Origin of the sequence: Microbacterium sp. 20-116, assembly GCF_041079415.1 — a bacterium.
Lineage (GTDB): Bacteria > Actinomycetota > Actinomycetes > Actinomycetales > Microbacteriaceae > Microbacterium.
The window spans coordinates 369,456-386,039 of the sequence record NZ_JBFYGP010000001.1 but is presented as its reverse complement, the minus strand read 5'-3'; the positions used below and the strand labels follow the sequence as shown (position 1 = coordinate 386,039).

The following is a 16,584-nucleotide window of genomic DNA, read 5'->3' as shown; positions in this document are numbered from 1 at the left end:
CGCTGGCATCCCTCGTACTCGTCAGGGAGGATGAGTCAATGCCCCGGACACTCGACACCGACGTCGCCCTTCGAGCCGATGACCTGTCCCTGGCGCGTAGCGGCGTGCGCGTGATCGACGGGATCACCTTCACCCTTCCCGCGGCGCGCACGATGGTCGTCCAGGGCTCGACGGGTTCGGGCAAGAGCTCGCTCGTCTCGCTGCTGGCCGGTCACCCCGACGACGGGCTCACGGTGGTCGGGGGAGACGCCCGCGTGCACGGCATCTCGGCGCGGCGTCCGGGGCGCGCCCGTCGCGAGTGGGTCTTTCACACCGGTTACCTGCCACAGGGGGCGGGTGCAGCGCTGCCCTCACGCTTGACCGTGCAGGACGTGATCGCCGAGCCGATCACCAGTCGCGACCGCAAGGTCAACACGCGGGCGCTCGCGGTGCGCGTAGCCACGCTCCTCGACGAGATGGAACTCCCGCTCGGCACGGCACCGAAGTACCCCTACGAGCTGAGCGCGGGCATGCGTCAGCGCGTCGCTCTGGCGCGGGCTCTCGTCCTGGAGCCGCGGCTGTTCGTCGCCGACGACCTGTACGCCAACCTCGATCTCGAGGTGCGCGCGGCTGCGCGCGCGTCGATCACGCGCCGGCGCGACGAACGCGGAATGGCCTCGCTCATCGTGACGAACGACGCCGATGCCCCGAAAGATCTGGATGCCGATGTGCTCGTCCTGCACGCGGGCCACGCCGTGGGACTCGGTCATGGCGACCAGGCTGTGCAGTGGACGCCCGACGGCACGCCCGAGCGGCGGATTTCGGCGGGCTGATTTTTCCGCCGCCCCCGCGTGCTGTTAGTATCGTGGGGTTGCCCGCCGCAAGGTGAGCATGATCCTCGGTAGCTCAATTGGCAGAGCAATCGGCTGTTAACCGATAGGTTCTTGGTTCGAGTCCAAGCCGGGGAGCCAACCGAAGGCCCGACGCGTCAGCGTCGGGCCTTCGTCGTTCGCAGGCGGCGCGCAGCGGCAGATCTTTTCGCTCACGATTGGTCGAGAGCTGGGCCGCCGAGCCGCACCGAGCCCGTGCCGCCACTCGGGGCATGCCTCGCACGCTCGTCCCGGTCGCTGCCCGCATGCACCGTCCGAGGTCCCGGACGGTCGGCTAACCCGACGGAGCTTCCCCGCCCTTGCCACTGCCCTGGCCCTTCCCCCCGCCCGGACCTTTACCGTTCGCCGAGCCGTTGCCCTTGCCGGGGCCCGCGACCCCGGGAGTGGCCCCACCATCCGTCGGCTCCGGGGAGGGCGAGGCGCTCGGCATCGGCACGCCGGATCCGCCGCCTCCGGGCACCGTCGCTCCGGGCTCCGGCTCGACGATCGCGAGACCGCCGCCGCCGGGGGCGTCCCCATCCGGCTGTGACGCCCCGCCCTCCGGTACTTTCGCAACGGGCGAGGCCGGGGCGGGCTGCACGGGCTGGGGTGCGACCGGAACGGGAGAGGGCGGTGGGGTCTCGGCATCCGTGCTCGAGACGGGCTCGACCGATGAGGGCGCGTTCTCCGCGACGAGAGGGGCTGACGTCGAGGACGGCGCGGGTGTGTCGATGCGGTCCGTGGCCGGGTCGGGCACCGCGCCCAGCGAGAACGCCATCACGTACCCGCCCACGAGGAGGGCGGCGCCGGCTGTGGCACCGAGCCAGAGCCGCCGGAACGACCGGCGTCGACGCGTCGATGGCACGAACGAGCTCCCGGATCCGGCTCCGACGGACGCCGCGGCGGCGACCGGGGCGGTCTCGTCGGTCTCCGTCGCACGCGCGACCCGGGCCGCCGGAGCCGGCCCGCCGTGAGCCGCCGCCGCTGACACGGGCACGGTCATCGCCGCGGTCGGCAGCACCCAAGACGCACGCGCCGCCGGTCCACCCGCCACTGCCACGGGCGTCTCGTCTACGAGCGCCTGCATCCGCTTCGCGACGCTCGCCGCGGTCGGCCGGTCGTCCGGGTGGAAGGCGGTCATCGACGTCAGCAGCGACTGCCACCGGCTGCCGTACGTCTCCGGGACCTCCGGCTGACGGGCCAGACGAGCAAGCAGCGTCTCCTGGAGCGTTCCGCCGCCGAAGGGATGGAGTCGGGTGAGAGCTTCGATGGCGAGCAACCCCAGCGCGTACACGTCCGACGCCGCGCGGGGAGGCTCGCCGCGCAATTGTTCCGGTGCGAGGTAGGCGGCCGTCCCGATGACCGTGCCGGGAGTGGTCAGGCGCGTCGCGCCGATCAGCCGGGCGACCCCGAAATCGGCGAGCACGGCTTCGACCGGGCGAGCCTCGCCCCGCACCGGGCGGAGCAGGACGTTCGACGGCTTGACGTCGCGGTGCATGATCCCGGCGTCGTGGACGACGGCGAGGGCGCCGGCGAGATCGGCGACGATCCCCGCCACCTCGACCGTCGAGAGCGGCCCCTCTTCGATGCGTCGTTGCAGCGAGGGGCCGTTCACCAGCTCCATCACCAGGTAGACGTGGTCATCGCCGGTGAGCCGAGCGTCGTACAGGGTCACGAGCGAGGGATGATCGACCGTCGCGAGAGCGCGCGCCTCCGAAATGCGGCGCAGAGGGTCGGGCTCATCACTCGCGTCCGCGTAGAAGATCTTCAACGCGACGTCTCGCGCGAGGACCTCATCGCGCGCGCGGAAGACACGCCCCATCCCGCCGGCACCGATCCTCTCGCGCAGGATGTAACGCCCGCCCAGGATGTCGCCCGCATGGGGCATCGAGTGACCGAGCGCGTGACTCATCGCATCCTTCGAGCAGGACCGCCTGACGGCGAGAAGAGCGGATGCCGGGGCGCCTCCGCTGCGTCGCACACTATGCCCGCGCGGCCCCGCACGATCAGGGGTAGCGGCACCGCGGGGGGACCCGCATAATGCCCGCTCGGTTCGTGGTGCGCGCCTTCGTTCCCCGTCCCGCTCCACTGCGCCGCAGGGCCGCCCGCCGCGCCCGTGGGAGCGGTTCCACTAAGCTCTCTCCGGCCGCCGACGCCGGCCCGAGAGGATCCGACGTGCCCGCACCCGCCTCTCGCGTGCGCCGCGATCTCCAGGGCCTCCGGGCGATCGCCGTCTTGGCGGTCGTTGCCACGCACCTCACGGGCTGGCCCCGGGGCGGCTTCGTCGGCGTCGACGTGTTCTTCGTCCTGTCGGGTTTCCTCGTCACCGGCATCCTGTTGTCCGACCTGGAGAACGAGGGGACGCTGCGGCTCGGGGCTTTCTTCGCACGCCGCGTGAAGCGCCTCCTGCCCGCCGCGCTCGCCGTCCTCGCGGCCGTGGTCGGGGCGGCATTCATGATCTTCTCGCCCGTACGAGCGGAAAGCATCCTCTTCGACGCCCTGTCCGCGGTGGGTCTCGTGTCGAACTGGCACTTCGGCCTCGCTGGTCGCGACTACTTCGCCGTCTCGGACGTCTCGCCGCTCCAGCACTTCTGGTCGCTCTCCGTCGAGGAGCAGTTCTCGGTGGCGTGGCCTTTCCTCGTGCTGCTCGCGGTCGCCACGCTGCCGGTCGCGGCGCGACGCGCGCGGCCGGGCCGCGTTGCCGTGGGCCTGCTCGCGGGAGCCGTCGTCGTGGCCTCCGGAGTCGCTGCCCTCCTCCAGACGCCCGCCGATCCGAGCCTGGCCTACTTCTCGACCGTGACACGAGCCGGTGAGCTCGCCACGGGTGCGGTGATCGCCGCCGCCGCTCCCGTGCTCGCGCGCATCCCGGCAGCCGCTCGCGGATCCCTCGCCTGGATCGGGGTGGCCGTGATCACGGCGGCGTTTTTCTTCATCGATCCCGGGGCGCCTTTCCCCGCGCCCGTCGCCGCGCTCCCCGTACTCGGCGCGGCGCTCGTGATCGGCGCAGGCATCGGCGGCGACCCGCGTCACCGCCACCTCTTCGTCCTCACCAACCCGCTCGCCGTGACGATCGGTGACCTCTCGTACTCGCTGTACCTCTGGCACCTGCCCGTGATCGTCTTCGCCGGAGTTCTGCTGGCTCCCGGACCGGCCGCGACAGCGATCACGGTCCTCGCCATGCTCGTCCTGACGGTCGCGACCTACCTCGGCATCGAGCAGCCGCTCCATCGCGCACCCTGGGCGACCCGCGGCCCCGTGGAACAGCCGAAACCCGCCGCACCCACCCCGTCGAAACCCGTACCCGCCGAGCGTCGGTCGAGCGCACTCGCCTCGCGACCCGCCGGGTACGTCCCCGGCAAGAGGTACTACCCCGGATCTCGCTCCACGAGCGCCGTTGTGCCCGAGCTAGCGGTGGCGACCGCTTCGGCACCCCGCCCGCCGGATGGAGACGAACGGATGCCGGTACCCCCGGCATCCATCGACGCCGGCACCGCACCCCCGTGGGCCGCTTGGCGCGCCCGCTTCGCCCCACGCGTGGCGATGGCCGGGGCCACGCTCGCCATCGGCGCCGGAGCGACGGCGCTCGCGGTGATGCTGGCGTACGGCGCTCCGACCCTCCCGGGACTACCGGCCGCGGTGCCTGCCCCGGTCGATGTCGCCGCCGAAGCCGGAGACGCGCTCAGTGTGTTGCAGGGCGAGCTCGCCGCCGCGAGCACCGCCACCTCGTGGCCCGAGCTGCACCCCTCCCTTGACGAGGCGCAGCGCGCTTCGTCGTCGGCGAACCGCGCTCACGACTGCTTCACCCCGGGCGTGCCCCTCGACGCCGGGCGGTGCACCTGGGGGTCCGCCGACGCCCCGCGGCACCTGTACCTCGTGGGCGACTCGAGCGCCATGGCGTACGCCCCCGCCTTCGCAAAGCTCGCCGACGACAGCGGGGGAGCGTGGCGTGTGACCACGGTCGGGATGTACGGATGCCGCTTCACCGACGTTCTGGTCGAGAGCCGCGATCCGTCGGTCATGGCCGTGTGCGGGCAGCGCAAAGCCGACGTGGCGGCGATGGTCGGTGCCTCACCCGCCGACCTGCTCGTGGTGTCGAACGCGTTCACCCTGGGCCGCTCGGTCGACGGGCGGGATCTGGATGCCGGCGAGTTGGTCTCGGCCATCGCGTCCGAGGTCACGGGCTGGGCTCCCGCGGGCCACACGGTGTACTTGGCGCCCCCGCCGCACGGAGTCGATCTCGGGCGGTGCGTGTCGCCACTCACGGGCCCCTCGTCGTGTCTCGCGGGCATCGACGACGTGTGGATGCAGATGCAGACGGCGACCGAGGCCCACGCGGCGCTCACCGGCGACCTCGCGATCAGCGCTCTGCCCTTCAGCTGCTGGCAGGGCGTGTGTCCCGCCTTCGCGGGACACACGCCGGTGCGCTATGACGACACCCACATCACGCCCGCGTTCGCGGAACGGCTGGCCCCGATCCTGCGCGGCGCCCTCGCGGAACGGGGTCTGTACTGACGGGGACGGGCCCGAACCCCCGGCGAGCCTGCGAGGCTGGGGGAGTGACCTCGCCTCCCGCTGCCGCTTCGTACGACCTCGACGCCCTGCGGTCCCGCCTGCTGCCCGAACGCAGGGGGCGAATCGACGACAGCATCCCGCAGCTCGCCGACGCCCACCCCGACCTCTGCGCCCTCGCCCTCGCCCTCCCCGATGGTTCGGTGCACGCGAGCCGACAGGCCGATGTCTCGTTCAGCGTGCAGTCCGCGGTCAAGCCGTTCCTGTTTGCTCTGGCACTCGTCGACACCGAGGGTGCGGCCCTCGATCGCGTCGGCATCGAACCCACCGGCGAATCGTTCGACGCCATCAAGCTCGAGAGCGGCACGGGCCGACCGCCGAACCCCATGGTCAACGCCGGCGCACTGCTGACCGCCTCGCTCGTCGCCGGGTCGAGCGCCGAGGCGCGCAGCGCCCGCATCGCGCGGGGGCTCGCGGCGTTCGCGGGACGCGAGCTCGAGGTCGACGAAGACGTGGCCCACAACGAACACCTCCTCGGCGACCGTAATCACGCCCTGGCCCACCTGATGCGCGCGGAGGGCACCCTCGAGCCCTCGGCCGACGACGCGGTCGCCGTCTACGCCCGAGCCTGCGCGACGTTGGTGGATGCCGAGACCCTGGCCGTCATGGGCGCGACGCTCGCGCTCGGGGGGATCAACCCCCGGACGGGGGAACGGGTCCTGCCCGAGCGGGTCGCGCGAGACGTCATCTCGGTGATGGCGACCTGCGGGATGTACGACGGCTCGGGCCGGTGGATGCGCGCGGTCGGCATTCCGGCCAAGTCGAGTGTCTCCGGCGCGATCGTGCTGTCCTCACCCGGCCGCCTCGGCGCGGCCGTGGTGAGTCCACCGCTCGACGAACAGGGCACGAGCGTCCGCGGCTGCCTCGCGAGCGAAGCCCTGAGCGAAGACCTCGCGCTGCACTCTTTCTCGTCGCGCTGACGACACCCGATGCGCCCTGTACCGCGTCTCCGCCCGATCGGCCTAGGCTGACGCCATGGGGGCACGGGGGATCTATGTCGCGACCACCATCCGCGCGACGCTCGACGAGGTCTGGACGGCGACGCAGGAGCCGTCGCAGCACGTGAGATGGGACGTCCGCTTCTCGCGGATCACACCCACGACGAGCACGGGGGAGGACGCCGCGCGGTTCGTCTACGAACGACGGACGCCCGTGCACACCGTCCGCGGTGACGGCATCAGCATCGGGGAGACGTCGCGACTCGATGGCACCCGCACCTCCGCGCTGCGCTTCACCACCCAGGACAGGCTGTCACCGCTTCGCGACGGTCGCGGCTATTGGCGCTACGAGCCGGTCGACGACGGCATCCGCTTCTCGACCGGATACGACTACGAGGCCGGGTGGGGCCCCCTCGACGTGATCGTGCGTCCCCTGGTCGGCTGGGCGACCGCGTGGAGCTTCGACCGCCTGCGCATCTGGCTCGAAACCGGCGTCGAGCCGGAACGCTGGTCGATCCGGCACGCCATCGCCTTCTGGCGGACGGACCGCCCCCGCGCCTCGCGCTGCGCGCGAATCCCCCCGCATCGACGGCGCGCCCTCGACGACGCCCCCGCCACGCTTGCGGCGCTGCCCGCACCGGGAGCGCACCGATGACGTCGATCTTCGCGCAGGCGATGGGCTCTGATTTCGACCGCCTGCACCCGATGATGCAGCGACGCTTCGGCGTCGGCCTCGACGAGGGCCAGGCGTGCGTCGGTCGCGGAGTCATGAGCGAGATCCGGCGCGGGCCCTGGTGGACCGTCCCGTTCCTCCAGATCGGCAAACTGCGGAACATCCTCGTGCCGACGGTGGGCGAGAACGTCCCCTTCACCATCTGGAACAGCCCGTACCTCGACCCTTTCGGCCGAGAGACGGTCACCTTCGTGCGGGAGTACGAGGTGAAAGGTCGGCCCGCCCGGTTCGACGCGACGATGATCCTGAACGACGGCCGCGTGATCGACTACCTCGGCACGCACCAGCATCTCGCGGTCGACCTCGACCTGAGCGTCGACGACGAGGGCGGCCTGCTCCTGCGGTCGGGGGAGCAGCGCTTCTACGAGGGACCGGTCGGGTTCCGCTTCCCCCAGCTCTTCAGCGGCCGGGCCACCCTCCGCGAACGCTTCGACGACGGCGACGGTCGTTTCCACGTGGACCTGCGCGTCGACAACGACCGTTTCGGCTTCCTCTTCGGCTACCGCGGAAGCTTCACCTGCGAGTGGATGCCGGCCTCCGGCGCCCCGTCGCATGTCTTCCCCCGCCGACATGAATCCCGCGTCTGAAACCACCCGAACGAGGGTGTGAGAACATCGGCGCAGTGTCGCCGGATCGGCATTTCCGAAGGAGCCCCCATGCAGCCAGTCGTGCGTCGTCGCGCGTCGCGCACCGTCACCGTCGGCGTCGTCGCCGCCCTCGCCGCCACCCTCACCGGGTGCGGACAGGGGACGAACGTCTCGGACGACTACGCCCAGATCTGCCGAGACAACTCGACCGAGAAGCGCTTGCCCGACGACGATTGCAACAACCACGGCGGAAGCGCCCACTGGTACTACCTGCCGCTCGGCTCGAGCAGCCGAACGGTACCCGCCGTGGGGCAGCCGGCGACCGGCGGCTCCGACAGCATCCCCTCGGGGAAGACCGCTGCCCGCGGCATCTCGAGCGACGGCGACAGCGTCTCGCGCGGTGGTTTCGGCGGATCGGGATCCGACGGAAGCCACGGCAGCTGATGCGGCGCATCGAGCTCGACCCGCGGCCCGACTGGCAGCGCACTATCAAGCAGTCCGGCCTCATCTACTCGCACTCCGTCCGCGACGACGGAACGGCGGTGGAGTACTGGAACGACGGCGCTGCGTACGTCTTCACGCTCCCGGAGGTCGAAGAACTCGAGAAGCAAACCGAAGAGCTGCATCGCATGAGTCTCGAGGCGGCCAAGTACATGGCATCCGGTGCACTCGGTCACCTGGGGCTCAGCCCGAAAGCGTTCGAGCTCGCCCAGTGGTCGCTCGAGCAGAACGAACCCGACGTCTACGCCCGCTTCGACCTCGCCTACGCCGGCGACGGCTCACCCGCGAAGATGCTCGAGTACAACGGCGACACCCCCACCGGTCTGATCGAGGCGTCGGTCACCCAGTGGTTCTGGTTGCAGGATCGGATCAACAGCGGAGTCCTCCCTGCCGACACCGACCAGTGGAACGGCCTGCACGAGGCCCTGGTGGAGCGCTGGCGGACCCTGTTGCACCGCTCGTTGAACGAGGGGGAGGGCGGACGCCTCTTCGTCGCCCACTCGGATGCCGACACCTACGGCGAGGACTGGGACACCGTCGCCTACATGCGCGACGTCGCCGGAGAAGCCGGATGGGAGCACACCGGCATCGAGATGAAGGAGATCGGCTGGCACCACGGCGCGCGGCAGTTCGTCGGCGTTCCCGAGCCGTGGGGCTCCTCGCGCAGCATCGCGGCGCTTGCCGGTGACACCCCGGGCACGCAGTACCCCGTCATCCGCAACCTCTTCAAGCTCTACCCCTGGGAGGACCTCGTCTCGGGAGAGGATCGCGTCGTCGGCGACCAGGAGTTCGGCGCGCTGCTCATTGCGGGTCGCGGACTCTTCGGCCGCTGGTACGAACCGGCGTGGAAGATGTTCCTCTCGAACAAGCTCCTGCTCGTCGCCCTCTGGCGATTGTTCCCCGGCCACCCCAACCTACTGCCGGCCTACGCCGACGGCCCGAACGGCATGACCGACTTCGTCGTCAAACCCGTCTTCGGTCGAGAAGGCGACGGCATCCAGGTGCACCGCAGTGACGGCAGCATCACTTCGAACGGCCATGAGTACCGCCGCGAGGGCATAGGCCGGGAGCGCGTGTGGCAGGAGTACCACGAGCTCCCCGATTTCCCCGGGAAGAACGGCAGCAACCACCCCGTGCTCGGCTCATGGGTGATCGACCAGGAAGCGTTCGGCGTCGGCATCCGCGAATCCGACGGACCGATCACGGACTACTTCTGTCGCTTCGCGCCGAACATCATCGAGAGCTGACGGCGCCGCCCCGCGGCTGGCCGTTCACGCGTCGATGTCGTCGACACCCGGCATCCACGAGATACCAGGCTTGCCCCACTTGCGCTTCTTCGCGATCTTCGCCGCCACCCGACCGTCTTCCTCGTCGAGACGATCCACATACAGGATGCCGTCGAGGTGATCGAACTCGTGCTGCAGGATGCGCGCGCGCCAACCCGTGACCTCGATACGGACCGCGTGGCCGTCGAGATCGGTGCCGGTGAGCAGTGCCGCATCGGACCGGCGCAACGGAAAGCGCTCGCCGGGGAACGAGAGGCACCCCTCGCTCTCTTCGTCGGGGTCGGGGTAGCCGGGTTCCATCGGGCGAATCCACAGCTCGGGGTTGATCACGACGCCGCGCCAGGGCTGCCCCTCGTCGTCTTCGTACGTGTACGTGAAGATGCGCAGTCCCACCCCGACCTGCGGAGCCGCAAGGCCCACACCGGGAGCGGCGTCCATCGTCTCGAACATGTCGGCAACGAGGGTGCGCACCTCATCGGTGATCTCGTCGACGCGGGCAGCGGGAGCGTGCAGCACGGGATCACCCATGATGCGAATCGGGAGTACGGCCACGTCACCAGCCTATCCAGGGGGCGGCGGGCTATCGTCGGAGGGTGATCCCGCTCGATGCCACCCTCAGCGACGGAATCGACCAGCTCGTCGGTGTGTTCCGCGATCCCCGTATCCTCCTCGGCATCCCGCTGGCCCTGCTCGGTGCGGTGTTCATGTCGTTCGGAGCGCAGTATCAGCACCGCGGAGTGCAGAAGGTCGAGCGCCTCTCGGGCAAGACCACCGGTGGCCTCTCGCGCAAGCAGCTCACGTCCCTGTTGACGCGTCCCTCGTGGGTTGCGGGCACGGTCATGCTGGGCCTGGCGATCGTGTGCCAGCTCTCGGCGCTGTCGGTGGCCCCGCTGATCCTCGTGCAGCCGCTCGGCGCCATCGCCCTCGTCATCACGACGGTGCTGAACGCCCGCGTCTCGGGACAGAAGCCGACGCGGCAGTCGCTCATCGCGATCGCACTGTGCGTGGGCGGCATCTTCATCTTCGTGACGATCGCGGCGTTCTTCGCCACCGAGCACGTGGTCACCGAGCGCGAGCTGTGGATCATCCTCGGTATCCTGGCCGTCGTCGTCATCGTCTTCGGCGTGTTCTGGGTGCTCGTACGCCGGCGCGCTCAGGCGTTGTTCTACATCATGGCCGCGGGCGTGATCTACGGTTTCGTCGCGACGCTCGCCAAGGTCGTCATCAGCCGCGCGCAGGCCGGCAACTTCGAGTGGCTGACGATGCTGTGCCTGGTAGCGCTGCTCGCCGCCGTCGCCGTGGGCGCCTACTTCGTGCAGACGGCGTACTCGGTCGGCCCGCCCGACCTCGTCATCGCGGGCCTCACCGTGATCGACCCGATCGTGGCCGTGTTGATCGGTCTGCTGGTGCTCGGCGAGGCGTCGACGGCCCCCGCATGGGCGCTCATCGGCTTCGTCATCGCCGGCGCGATCGCGACCTGGGGCGTGATCCAGTTGACCAAGCACCACCCTCAGGTGACGGCGGACGGGAAGCTGGCGAAGCCTCGGGTGCAGTGAGGGCGTCTTTGTCTAGGCCTCACGGCGGCCCCGTCGTCGGTGAGACCCGCCGTGGAGGAGGCCGCACCGCCTGAGTGCCGATGTGCTCGCGCGATTCACCCTCTGGCGTAGGAAGTCCCTCCCTCCGCAACCAACGTCAAGAAATCCCCGTCGAGAGACTTGTGAAGCCCTCGATCGGCGGCCTCGTTGTCAAACGAGACACCTGGACCCGCTTGATCGTCGGCGTAGAGGCGGAGACTCGTGATCTTCATGTCCCCTGCATTATCGGCCGTCACCTCGAGAACGCGCGTCTGGGGGCCGATTCTCACTTCGGCACCAGCGGAGTCGAGACCGTCAGGAGACACACGCACACTGACGGTAAGGCTCCCCGCCGAGCAAGGCGTGCTGACCACCTCTACACCCTCGATGCCTTCTCCAGCTGACTCAAGCGCTGCAGACGGGCGATTCGCCTTCTCCTCCGCGCTCAGCCCGCCGGTACACGACGTTAGGCACAATGCCGGGGCACCTGCCGCGGTAACGAGGCCGACAGCGCCCTCCCTCAGGGCGCGACCGCCGCGCGATGGGCTCACTACTTCGACAACTGCTCGAGCTTCGCGCCCGACAGAGAGAGCGAGCGTCCACGGACGGCGTCGCCGATTCCCAAGTCGGTAGCGGCCGTCACCATCGAGACATCGACGCCGTCGGCATCTTGCGCATAGAAACCTGCAGCTCCGACGCGCATATTCTCAGCACCGCGCGCCATCACCCCGAGGATGGGGCCAAGCGTCTGAGCGGACACGCTGAGCCCCGGCTCGATCACGCTATCTTCGAGCGTCACGGTGACGGTCAGATCCCCTGAAAACGAATCCTGATACGACACCTCCGCTTGAGATACCCCGAGCCCTCCGCTCTCTAGTTCTGCCGCCAACTGAGCTGCTCGCTCGTCTTGAGTGGGCCCGCCCATCGAGAAACAGCCCGCGAGCGTCATCGCTGCCGCTGCGACCGCCATTGTCGAGATGACACGTCCGGTGAATCGCGTACTCATGAGCCGAGAGCCCTCGCGCCTGCGAGGTCGCAGGTGTCGTAGACGTCGGCAAGCTTCCGGATCACGGCGGCATTGCGAGCCAGCCGCTCTCTGCGGGTATCCGTTTCGGCGAGGACTCGGGCGCTGGAAGCAATCGCAGCCTCCGATGCTTCGCCACTTGTCGTCGCGCGCAGTGACTCGATCGCCTTCTTCAGGTCGGCGGAGGTCTGCTCCAGTTCTGTCGCCTGGGCCTCCAGTCGCGCAGCCTGATCCAAGAGAGGACCCAGACGGACATCGAGACGAGATGACACCGCCATCACCGCGCCGGGGCGCGCCGGGCCCGGAGGTCGGCGACAAGAGAGGAGCCCTCGCCGAGGAGAACAGCTGCCCGGTCCGCAGCGGCCTCTCGAGCGGCGGACTGCGCGGCCTCGATGGTGCGAGTGAGGGCGGTGTCGAGTCCGGCGCCGAGCTCCGCGCCCGGGGACACCCGAACCTGCGTGATTGAGCCCTCAGCCGTGGCAGTGACCTCGCATTCGTTGCGCGGGCTGCGGACCGTCACCGAGACGTTACGCAGCTCCTCGAGACCGACGTCCAGATTCGCATGGGCGGCCCGGGCGGCCGCCACTTGAGCATCCAGACGCGCTCGCGCCGCCTCTACGCGTGCGTCGATGTCATCAATCATCATCACTCTCCTGTCCGCGCAACGTAGACCTCCTCGACCGAGCCGTTGAGGAAGCTCCAGTCATTCCGGAAGCCACCGCCGTTGTCGATGTAATCCTGCAGGTCGTCAGTGTAGTTACGTGCGTTGTGCGTCTGACCGGGGCTCATGGAGCCGTCGGGATCACCCAGGACAACCCAATCCACATTGTCAGGAAGATGCGGCGTGACTGTGACAGACGGTCCCATCGGTCCGTTGATGACGTGAGGTTGCGGGACCAGTGGCGTCTGGAGGTCGAGCTTCGCCACCGGGTCTGAGACGTGCTCGACCTGCATGACCGGGATGTTATCCGGGATATTGAACCCGTCGATCGGGGAGCCGTTTGTGACGACACCGATGGTGTTGTACGGCACCGAGCCATCGGCAGCGAGGTTGCCTGCCATGATCCCGCCCTGGCTGAATCCCGACCAGACCACATCCGATCCGGGTGGAACCCCCGCGTCCTGCATGGCCTGCATCACCGCGCGTTCGTATTGGGTTCGCAACACGGGGTTGTCCATGATCATGAGGGCGATGTTGCTGTCGAGATCGTTCATCGGTCCGGCATCGCGGTACGTGTCCGCCCACTCGCCGCCCATGAGTCCCTTCAGAATGCCCCAGTCCTGCGTCGAGGGCAGATTGACGAGGGTGTACGTCGACCCATCGGGGCGACGAACGGTCGTCACACTGATCGCCGTTTGCTGATCTTTGCCTAGACCGTCGATCAGTTCGTTCCCCTGCAGCAGATCAGCGGGAGAACTGATCTCGCTGCGGTTCATAAGATCGTCGTAGAACTGACTCTCCACCGCATCTTCAGGGAACAGCTCGCTTACCCGGGGGTCCGATCGCAGCATGTCTCCCAACCCCGTGCCTAAGAGGTAGCCCAGCGCGCCGCCTGTCGCCATCGCGATTCCCGGGAGCATCCGGCCGAGAAAGTCCCGAAAAAATGTGAACCAGTCTTGGACGATCGGCCCGAGCTCCGCCAGCAGTCGAGCGAGCTGACCCAATGCGGTCACAAGCTGCTGCACAAGGTCCCGCGCCAAGACGATGACGTCCCACGCCGCGTCCGCGAACTCGCGGATGGCGTCGAGCTTGTCGAACGGGTTCAGGGTGAAGCTGGTCAACGAATCCGCCAAACGCGCCAGGGCGTTCAGCAGGCCGCAGATCGCGTCGCGACACGCCGTGACGAGAGTCGACGCGAGGGCCAGCGCAGACGACGCGGCACCCGCCCAGTCCTGCACGTCCGTCAACACCCGCGAGACGTCTTCGTACCGCTGGCGCAGGGCCCGCACGGTCCGGCCATCGAGGTCGTCGAGAGCCCGCGCGGCGGACGCAAGGTCGAGCGTCAGGTCCGACACCGACGACTCCACCGTGCGCCACTCCGACGAACGCATCGCGATGGCCCCCGGATCGCCCTGCAGCTCGTCCATCCACTGGGGGAGCGGCTGCACGTAGGTGATCAGCCAGCCGGCGAAGCCGGGGATGCCATCGCACCCTCCACCCGAAGAACGCGACGCGCCCGCAGCCCATGACTCGCTGCGCAGCTGCGCAGCGACGGCGGCAGCGCCGCTCACGACTCGAACTCCTGCATCACCGCGACGGCCTGTTCCTCGACCTCGTCGAACGACTCGCGGGCGACCTGCACACCCTTCTGCATCGTCGCAACGAGCTCTCGCGCACTCGACAGCAACTGCGCGGTGTTGCTCGCCAGACCGTTCGCGGCCCCGACGACGATTCCCGACGCCAGAACGCCGAATGCGGAGCCGGGGAGCGGTGCTCCGGCGGCGGACGCCGCGGCATCCAGCGAATCGCTCACGCGTCCCAGTGTCGACGCCTGTTCTGCCAGGACGTCGGTGTCCATGATGATGTGTGTTCTTCCCGCCACGGGGCCCCCGCTCGTGTCAGCTTTGCCAACACCATAGCGAAACCCTTCGCCGCTTCGCAGGGGAGCTCACCAACTGTGAATAACCGGATGCCGGTAGGCTCTAAGCCGCTGGGGGCGGTGGCCAAGCTGGTAAAGGCAGCGGGCTCATAACCCGACGATCGTGGGTTCAAGTCCCACCCGCCCTACGCGAGACCCCCGACAGGCATGGCCTGGTCGGGGGTCTTTTCTCTGTTCAAGTGGCAGACTCAGCCCACCATGTAGGGCCTGATCAGCAAGAACTGCGAGAAGAACAGGATCACCGTGGCCAGGATCACCCCGAGCGCGACATAGCCGCAGATGAGCCCCACGACCGCCATGGCGCGCCCCACCCCATAGCGCCGGGCCGTACCGAGTCCGAGGTGGGCGAGGACGACCGTCGCCACTGCAAGAGGGAAAGCCGTGAAGATCGCGACGATGCCGACGTAGGGCAACGGCACGAAGGCGGCGTTCAGGACTGCGATGGGTCCGAGCACCACGGAGGCGATGGCGGTTCCGTTCGTCACCGCCGGGAGCGGGCGCGGCGGCGGAAGAAAAGGCGGCTGCTGCGGGGGCATGGCGGGCATCGTCATGCCCCGACCCTAGCGGGACGCGCCGCGACCACGAGCGGATGAACGCCGATGTCGGAGGCGCCCATTACCGTCACAGCCGCGGCAGAGAGAGCAGGCGTCATGGGCCCGGAGACAGCGGTCGGAGGGCCGCGAGGTTTCTTACGCGGTCGGCCTATACCGAGAATCCTCCCGCGTTCCCGGCGACACCATCCGGATCGCAACGCCGGTATCGCACTCAGCCAGGTGCCGCCAGCCGCCAGAGGGCGAACGCCGTGCGGGTCGCGAGGCCGTTCTTCCAGCGCTCGAGATCGGGCCTCACGTCGTCCTCCCCGAGTTGCGCACCGAGCCTCGCGCGCCACGCTCAGCGGTCCGGCGGCAACGGGGCACGGCCCGCGCACCGGGGCGCTCGACAGACACCCCACCGCACAAGCCGCACCCCGGAGGAGCGAGCGCCCGGCTTACGAGCCGTGCGCCTCCTCCGACACCGGCTGCCACTCGCGCCACGTCTGCAGACGCGACTCGTAGTCGCGCTCGGCGATGCCCAGGGGCGCCTTGCCGAAGAAAATACGCAGCGGCGGGTTCTCGGCATCCACCACCTTCAGGATCGCCGCGCGCGTCGCCTCGGGCTTACCGGGGTCGGCAGCAGAGGGGCGCTTGGCCGCCTGCTCCCGCACCTCGGCGTAGGCGTCGATCTCGTCGCTGCGTTGAGCCGAGGGGCCCGACCAGTCAGTTGAGTAGCCGCCGGGCTCGATGAGGGTTACGTGGATGCCGAAGCCCGCGACCTCCTGAGAGAGTGACTGCGAGAGACCCTCGAGCGCCCACTTCGACGCGTGGTAGGCACCGACGGTGGGGAAGGCGCTGATGCCGCCGATGCTCGACACCTGGATGATGTGGCCCGAACCCTGCTTCCGCATGATCGGCAGCGCGGCCTGGGTGACCCAGAGCGCGCCGAAGAAGTTGGTCTCGAGCTGCGCCCGGACCTCGTCCTCGGTCAGCTCTTCCACCATGCCGAAGTGCCCGTAGCCGGCGTTGTTGATGACGATGTCGAGCTGGCCGAACTTCTCGTGGGCCTTGGCCACGGCGTCGATATCGGCGGAACGGTCGGTCACATCGAGCTGGAGGGGAAGGAACGAGTCGGGGTAGCTGTCGACCAGCGCCTTCACGTCGTCGAGGTTTCGAGCAGTGCCGGCGACGTTGTCACCGCGCTCCAAAGCCGCTTCGGCCCACTCGCGGCCGAAGCCCTTCGATGCGCCGGTGATGAACCACGTCTTGCTCATGAGTGTCCTCCGAGAGAGATAGGGGGTGAACGCGGGCGACGGTACGCCGCGGATTTCAGAATCTCCTCGGGTTGACACCCGACCACCGCACGGCAAGGTGAGAGCCCCGCCCGCGGT

General features: G+C 69.0%; 17 protein-coding genes and 2 tRNA genes. 10 read left to right on the top strand and 9 right to left on the bottom strand.

What is annotated here, in order from left to right; all coding sequences use genetic code 11:
- Window positions 1-38 precede the first annotated feature (38 nt).
- Both AB6V29_RS01850 and AB6V29_RS01845 read left to right on the top strand, forming a co-directional pair.
- Window positions 39-812 (top strand): ATP-binding cassette domain-containing protein, encoded by a 774-nt coding sequence (locus tag AB6V29_RS01850; RefSeq protein ID WP_369356712.1) that lies wholly within the window; start codon window positions 39-41, stop codon window positions 810-812.
- A gap of 62 nt (window positions 813-874) precedes the next feature.
- Window positions 875-950, top strand: a tRNA-Asn gene (locus AB6V29_RS01845).
- 193 nt (window positions 951-1,143) lie between these two features.
- Here AB6V29_RS01845 and AB6V29_RS01840 read toward each other — a convergent pair.
- Window positions 1,144-2,760 carry a serine/threonine-protein kinase gene (locus AB6V29_RS01840; RefSeq protein ID WP_369356710.1) on the bottom strand — a complete coding sequence of 539 codons (1,617 nt, stop codon included), beginning with the start codon at window positions 2,758-2,760 and terminating at the stop codon, window positions 1,144-1,146.
- A 263-nt stretch (window positions 2,761-3,023) separates the two neighbouring features.
- On the opposite strand from AB6V29_RS01840, the gene AB6V29_RS01835 reads away from it, so the two are divergent.
- From AB6V29_RS01835 to AB6V29_RS01810, 6 genes are all read left to right on the top strand, one after another.
- The gene (locus AB6V29_RS01835; protein ID WP_369356708.1) at window positions 3,024-5,360 is read left to right on the top strand and encodes an acyltransferase family protein; all 2,337 of its coding nucleotides are present in this window, start codon (window positions 3,024-3,026) and stop codon (window positions 5,358-5,360) included.
- A 44-nt stretch (window positions 5,361-5,404) separates the two neighbouring features.
- Complete coding sequence (glsA, locus tag AB6V29_RS01830; RefSeq protein WP_369356706.1) at window positions 5,405-6,337, top strand: glutaminase A; 933 nt, start codon at window positions 5,405-5,407, stop codon at window positions 6,335-6,337.
- A gap of 55 nt (window positions 6,338-6,392) precedes the next feature.
- Window positions 6,393-7,010 carry an SRPBCC family protein gene (locus AB6V29_RS01825; RefSeq protein WP_307460604.1) on the top strand — a complete coding sequence of 206 codons (618 nt, stop codon included), beginning with the start codon at window positions 6,393-6,395 and terminating at the stop codon, window positions 7,008-7,010.
- Window positions 7,007-7,675 carry a DUF4166 domain-containing protein gene (locus AB6V29_RS01820; protein ID WP_369356704.1) on the top strand — a complete coding sequence of 223 codons (669 nt, stop codon included), beginning with the start codon at window positions 7,007-7,009 and terminating at the stop codon, window positions 7,673-7,675. Before AB6V29_RS01825 ends, AB6V29_RS01820 begins: the two co-directional genes overlap by 4 nt.
- 69 nt (window positions 7,676-7,744) lie before the next feature.
- Complete coding sequence (locus AB6V29_RS01815; RefSeq protein WP_210074937.1) at window positions 7,745-8,119, top strand: tRNA-dihydrouridine synthase; 375 nt, start codon at window positions 7,745-7,747, stop codon at window positions 8,117-8,119.
- On the top strand, window positions 8,119-9,423 hold the full coding sequence (locus AB6V29_RS01810; RefSeq protein WP_369356702.1) for a glutathionylspermidine synthase family protein: 1,305 nt from the start codon (window positions 8,119-8,121) through the stop codon (window positions 9,421-9,423). Before AB6V29_RS01815 ends, AB6V29_RS01810 begins: the two co-directional genes overlap by 1 nt.
- A gap of 24 nt (window positions 9,424-9,447) precedes the next feature.
- On the opposite strand, the gene def is transcribed toward AB6V29_RS01810, so the two are convergent.
- Window positions 9,448-10,014, bottom strand: a complete 567-nt coding sequence (gene def, locus AB6V29_RS01805) for a peptide deformylase (protein WP_210074941.1) — start codon at window positions 10,012-10,014, stop codon at window positions 9,448-9,450.
- Window positions 10,015-10,055: 41 nt separating this feature from the next.
- Between def and AB6V29_RS01800 the strand changes: the two genes are divergently transcribed.
- Window positions 10,056-11,018: a DMT family transporter gene (locus AB6V29_RS01800; RefSeq protein WP_267787217.1), complete on the top strand. Its 963-nt coding sequence runs from the start codon at window positions 10,056-10,058 to the stop codon at window positions 11,016-11,018.
- 568 nt (window positions 11,019-11,586) lie between these two features.
- Here AB6V29_RS01800 and AB6V29_RS01795 read toward each other — a convergent pair.
- The 5 genes from AB6V29_RS01795 to AB6V29_RS01775 are packed head-to-tail and all read right to left on the bottom strand — an operon-like array spanning window position 11,587 to window position 14,579.
- The gene (locus tag AB6V29_RS01795; RefSeq protein ID WP_267787218.1) at window positions 11,587-12,042 is read right to left on the bottom strand and encodes a hypothetical protein; all 456 of its coding nucleotides are present in this window, start codon (window positions 12,040-12,042) and stop codon (window positions 11,587-11,589) included.
- Window positions 12,039-12,296, bottom strand: coding sequence for a hypothetical protein (locus AB6V29_RS01790; RefSeq protein WP_267787219.1), 258 nt, complete (start codon window positions 12,294-12,296; stop codon window positions 12,039-12,041). The genes AB6V29_RS01795 and AB6V29_RS01790 overlap by 4 nt, the downstream gene beginning before the upstream one ends.
- A 41-nt stretch (window positions 12,297-12,337) precedes the next feature.
- On the bottom strand, window positions 12,338-12,703 hold the full coding sequence (locus AB6V29_RS01785; RefSeq protein WP_267787220.1) for a YbaB/EbfC family nucleoid-associated protein: 366 nt from the start codon (window positions 12,701-12,703) through the stop codon (window positions 12,338-12,340).
- Between the two features lie 2 nt (window positions 12,704-12,705).
- Window positions 12,706-14,292, bottom strand: a complete 1,587-nt coding sequence (locus AB6V29_RS01780; protein ID WP_369356700.1) for a hypothetical protein — start codon at window positions 14,290-14,292, stop codon at window positions 12,706-12,708.
- Window positions 14,289-14,579 carry a hypothetical protein gene (locus AB6V29_RS01775; protein ID WP_307316904.1) on the bottom strand — a complete coding sequence of 97 codons (291 nt, stop codon included), beginning with the start codon at window positions 14,577-14,579 and terminating at the stop codon, window positions 14,289-14,291. Before AB6V29_RS01775 ends, AB6V29_RS01780 begins: the two co-directional genes overlap by 4 nt.
- 135 nt (window positions 14,580-14,714) lie before the next feature.
- Between AB6V29_RS01775 and AB6V29_RS01770 the strand changes: the two genes are divergently transcribed.
- Window positions 14,715-14,788: transfer RNA gene (locus tag AB6V29_RS01770), tRNA-Ile, on the top strand.
- Window positions 14,789-14,848: 60 nt separating this feature from the next.
- On the opposite strand, the gene AB6V29_RS01765 is transcribed toward AB6V29_RS01770, so the two are convergent.
- The gene (locus tag AB6V29_RS01765) at window positions 14,849-15,211 is read right to left on the bottom strand and encodes a hypothetical protein (RefSeq protein WP_307316900.1); all 363 of its coding nucleotides are present in this window, start codon (window positions 15,209-15,211) and stop codon (window positions 14,849-14,851) included.
- A gap of 437 nt (window positions 15,212-15,648) precedes the next feature.
- Window positions 15,649-16,467: an SDR family oxidoreductase gene (locus tag AB6V29_RS01760; RefSeq protein ID WP_210074962.1), complete on the bottom strand. Its 819-nt coding sequence runs from the start codon at window positions 16,465-16,467 to the stop codon at window positions 15,649-15,651.
- Window positions 16,468-16,584: the final 117 nt, after the last annotated feature.

Bases quoted from the DNA above. Each gene is read 5' to 3' on its own strand.
- AB6V29_RS01850 (WP_369356712.1), top strand. From the start codon at position 39: ATGCCCCGGACACTCGACACCGACGTCGCCCTTCGAGCCGATGACCTG.
- AB6V29_RS01840 (WP_369356710.1), bottom strand. From the start codon at position 2,760: ATGAGTCACGCGCTCGGTCACTCGATGCCCCATGCGGGCGACATCCTG.
- AB6V29_RS01825 (WP_307460604.1), top strand. From the start codon at position 6,393: ATGGGGGCACGGGGGATCTATGTCGCGACCACCATCCGCGCGACGCTC.
- AB6V29_RS01820 (WP_369356704.1), top strand. From the start codon at position 7,007: ATGACGTCGATCTTCGCGCAGGCGATGGGCTCTGATTTCGACCGCCTG.
- AB6V29_RS01815 (WP_210074937.1), top strand. From the start codon at position 7,745: ATGCAGCCAGTCGTGCGTCGTCGCGCGTCGCGCACCGTCACCGTCGGC.
- AB6V29_RS01810 (WP_369356702.1), top strand. From the start codon at position 8,119: ATGCGGCGCATCGAGCTCGACCCGCGGCCCGACTGGCAGCGCACTATC.
- AB6V29_RS01795 (WP_267787218.1), bottom strand. From the start codon at position 12,042: ATGAGTACGCGATTCACCGGACGTGTCATCTCGACAATGGCGGTCGCA.
- AB6V29_RS01785 (WP_267787220.1), bottom strand. From the start codon at position 12,703: ATGATTGATGACATCGACGCACGCGTAGAGGCGGCGCGAGCGCGTCTG.
- AB6V29_RS01775 (WP_307316904.1), bottom strand. From the start codon at position 14,579: ATGGACACCGACGTCCTGGCAGAACAGGCGTCGACACTGGGACGCGTG.
- AB6V29_RS01765 (WP_307316900.1), bottom strand. From the start codon at position 15,211: ATGACGATGCCCGCCATGCCCCCGCAGCAGCCGCCTTTTCTTCCGCCG.
- AB6V29_RS01760 (WP_210074962.1), bottom strand. From the start codon at position 16,467: ATGAGCAAGACGTGGTTCATCACCGGCGCATCGAAGGGCTTCGGCCGC.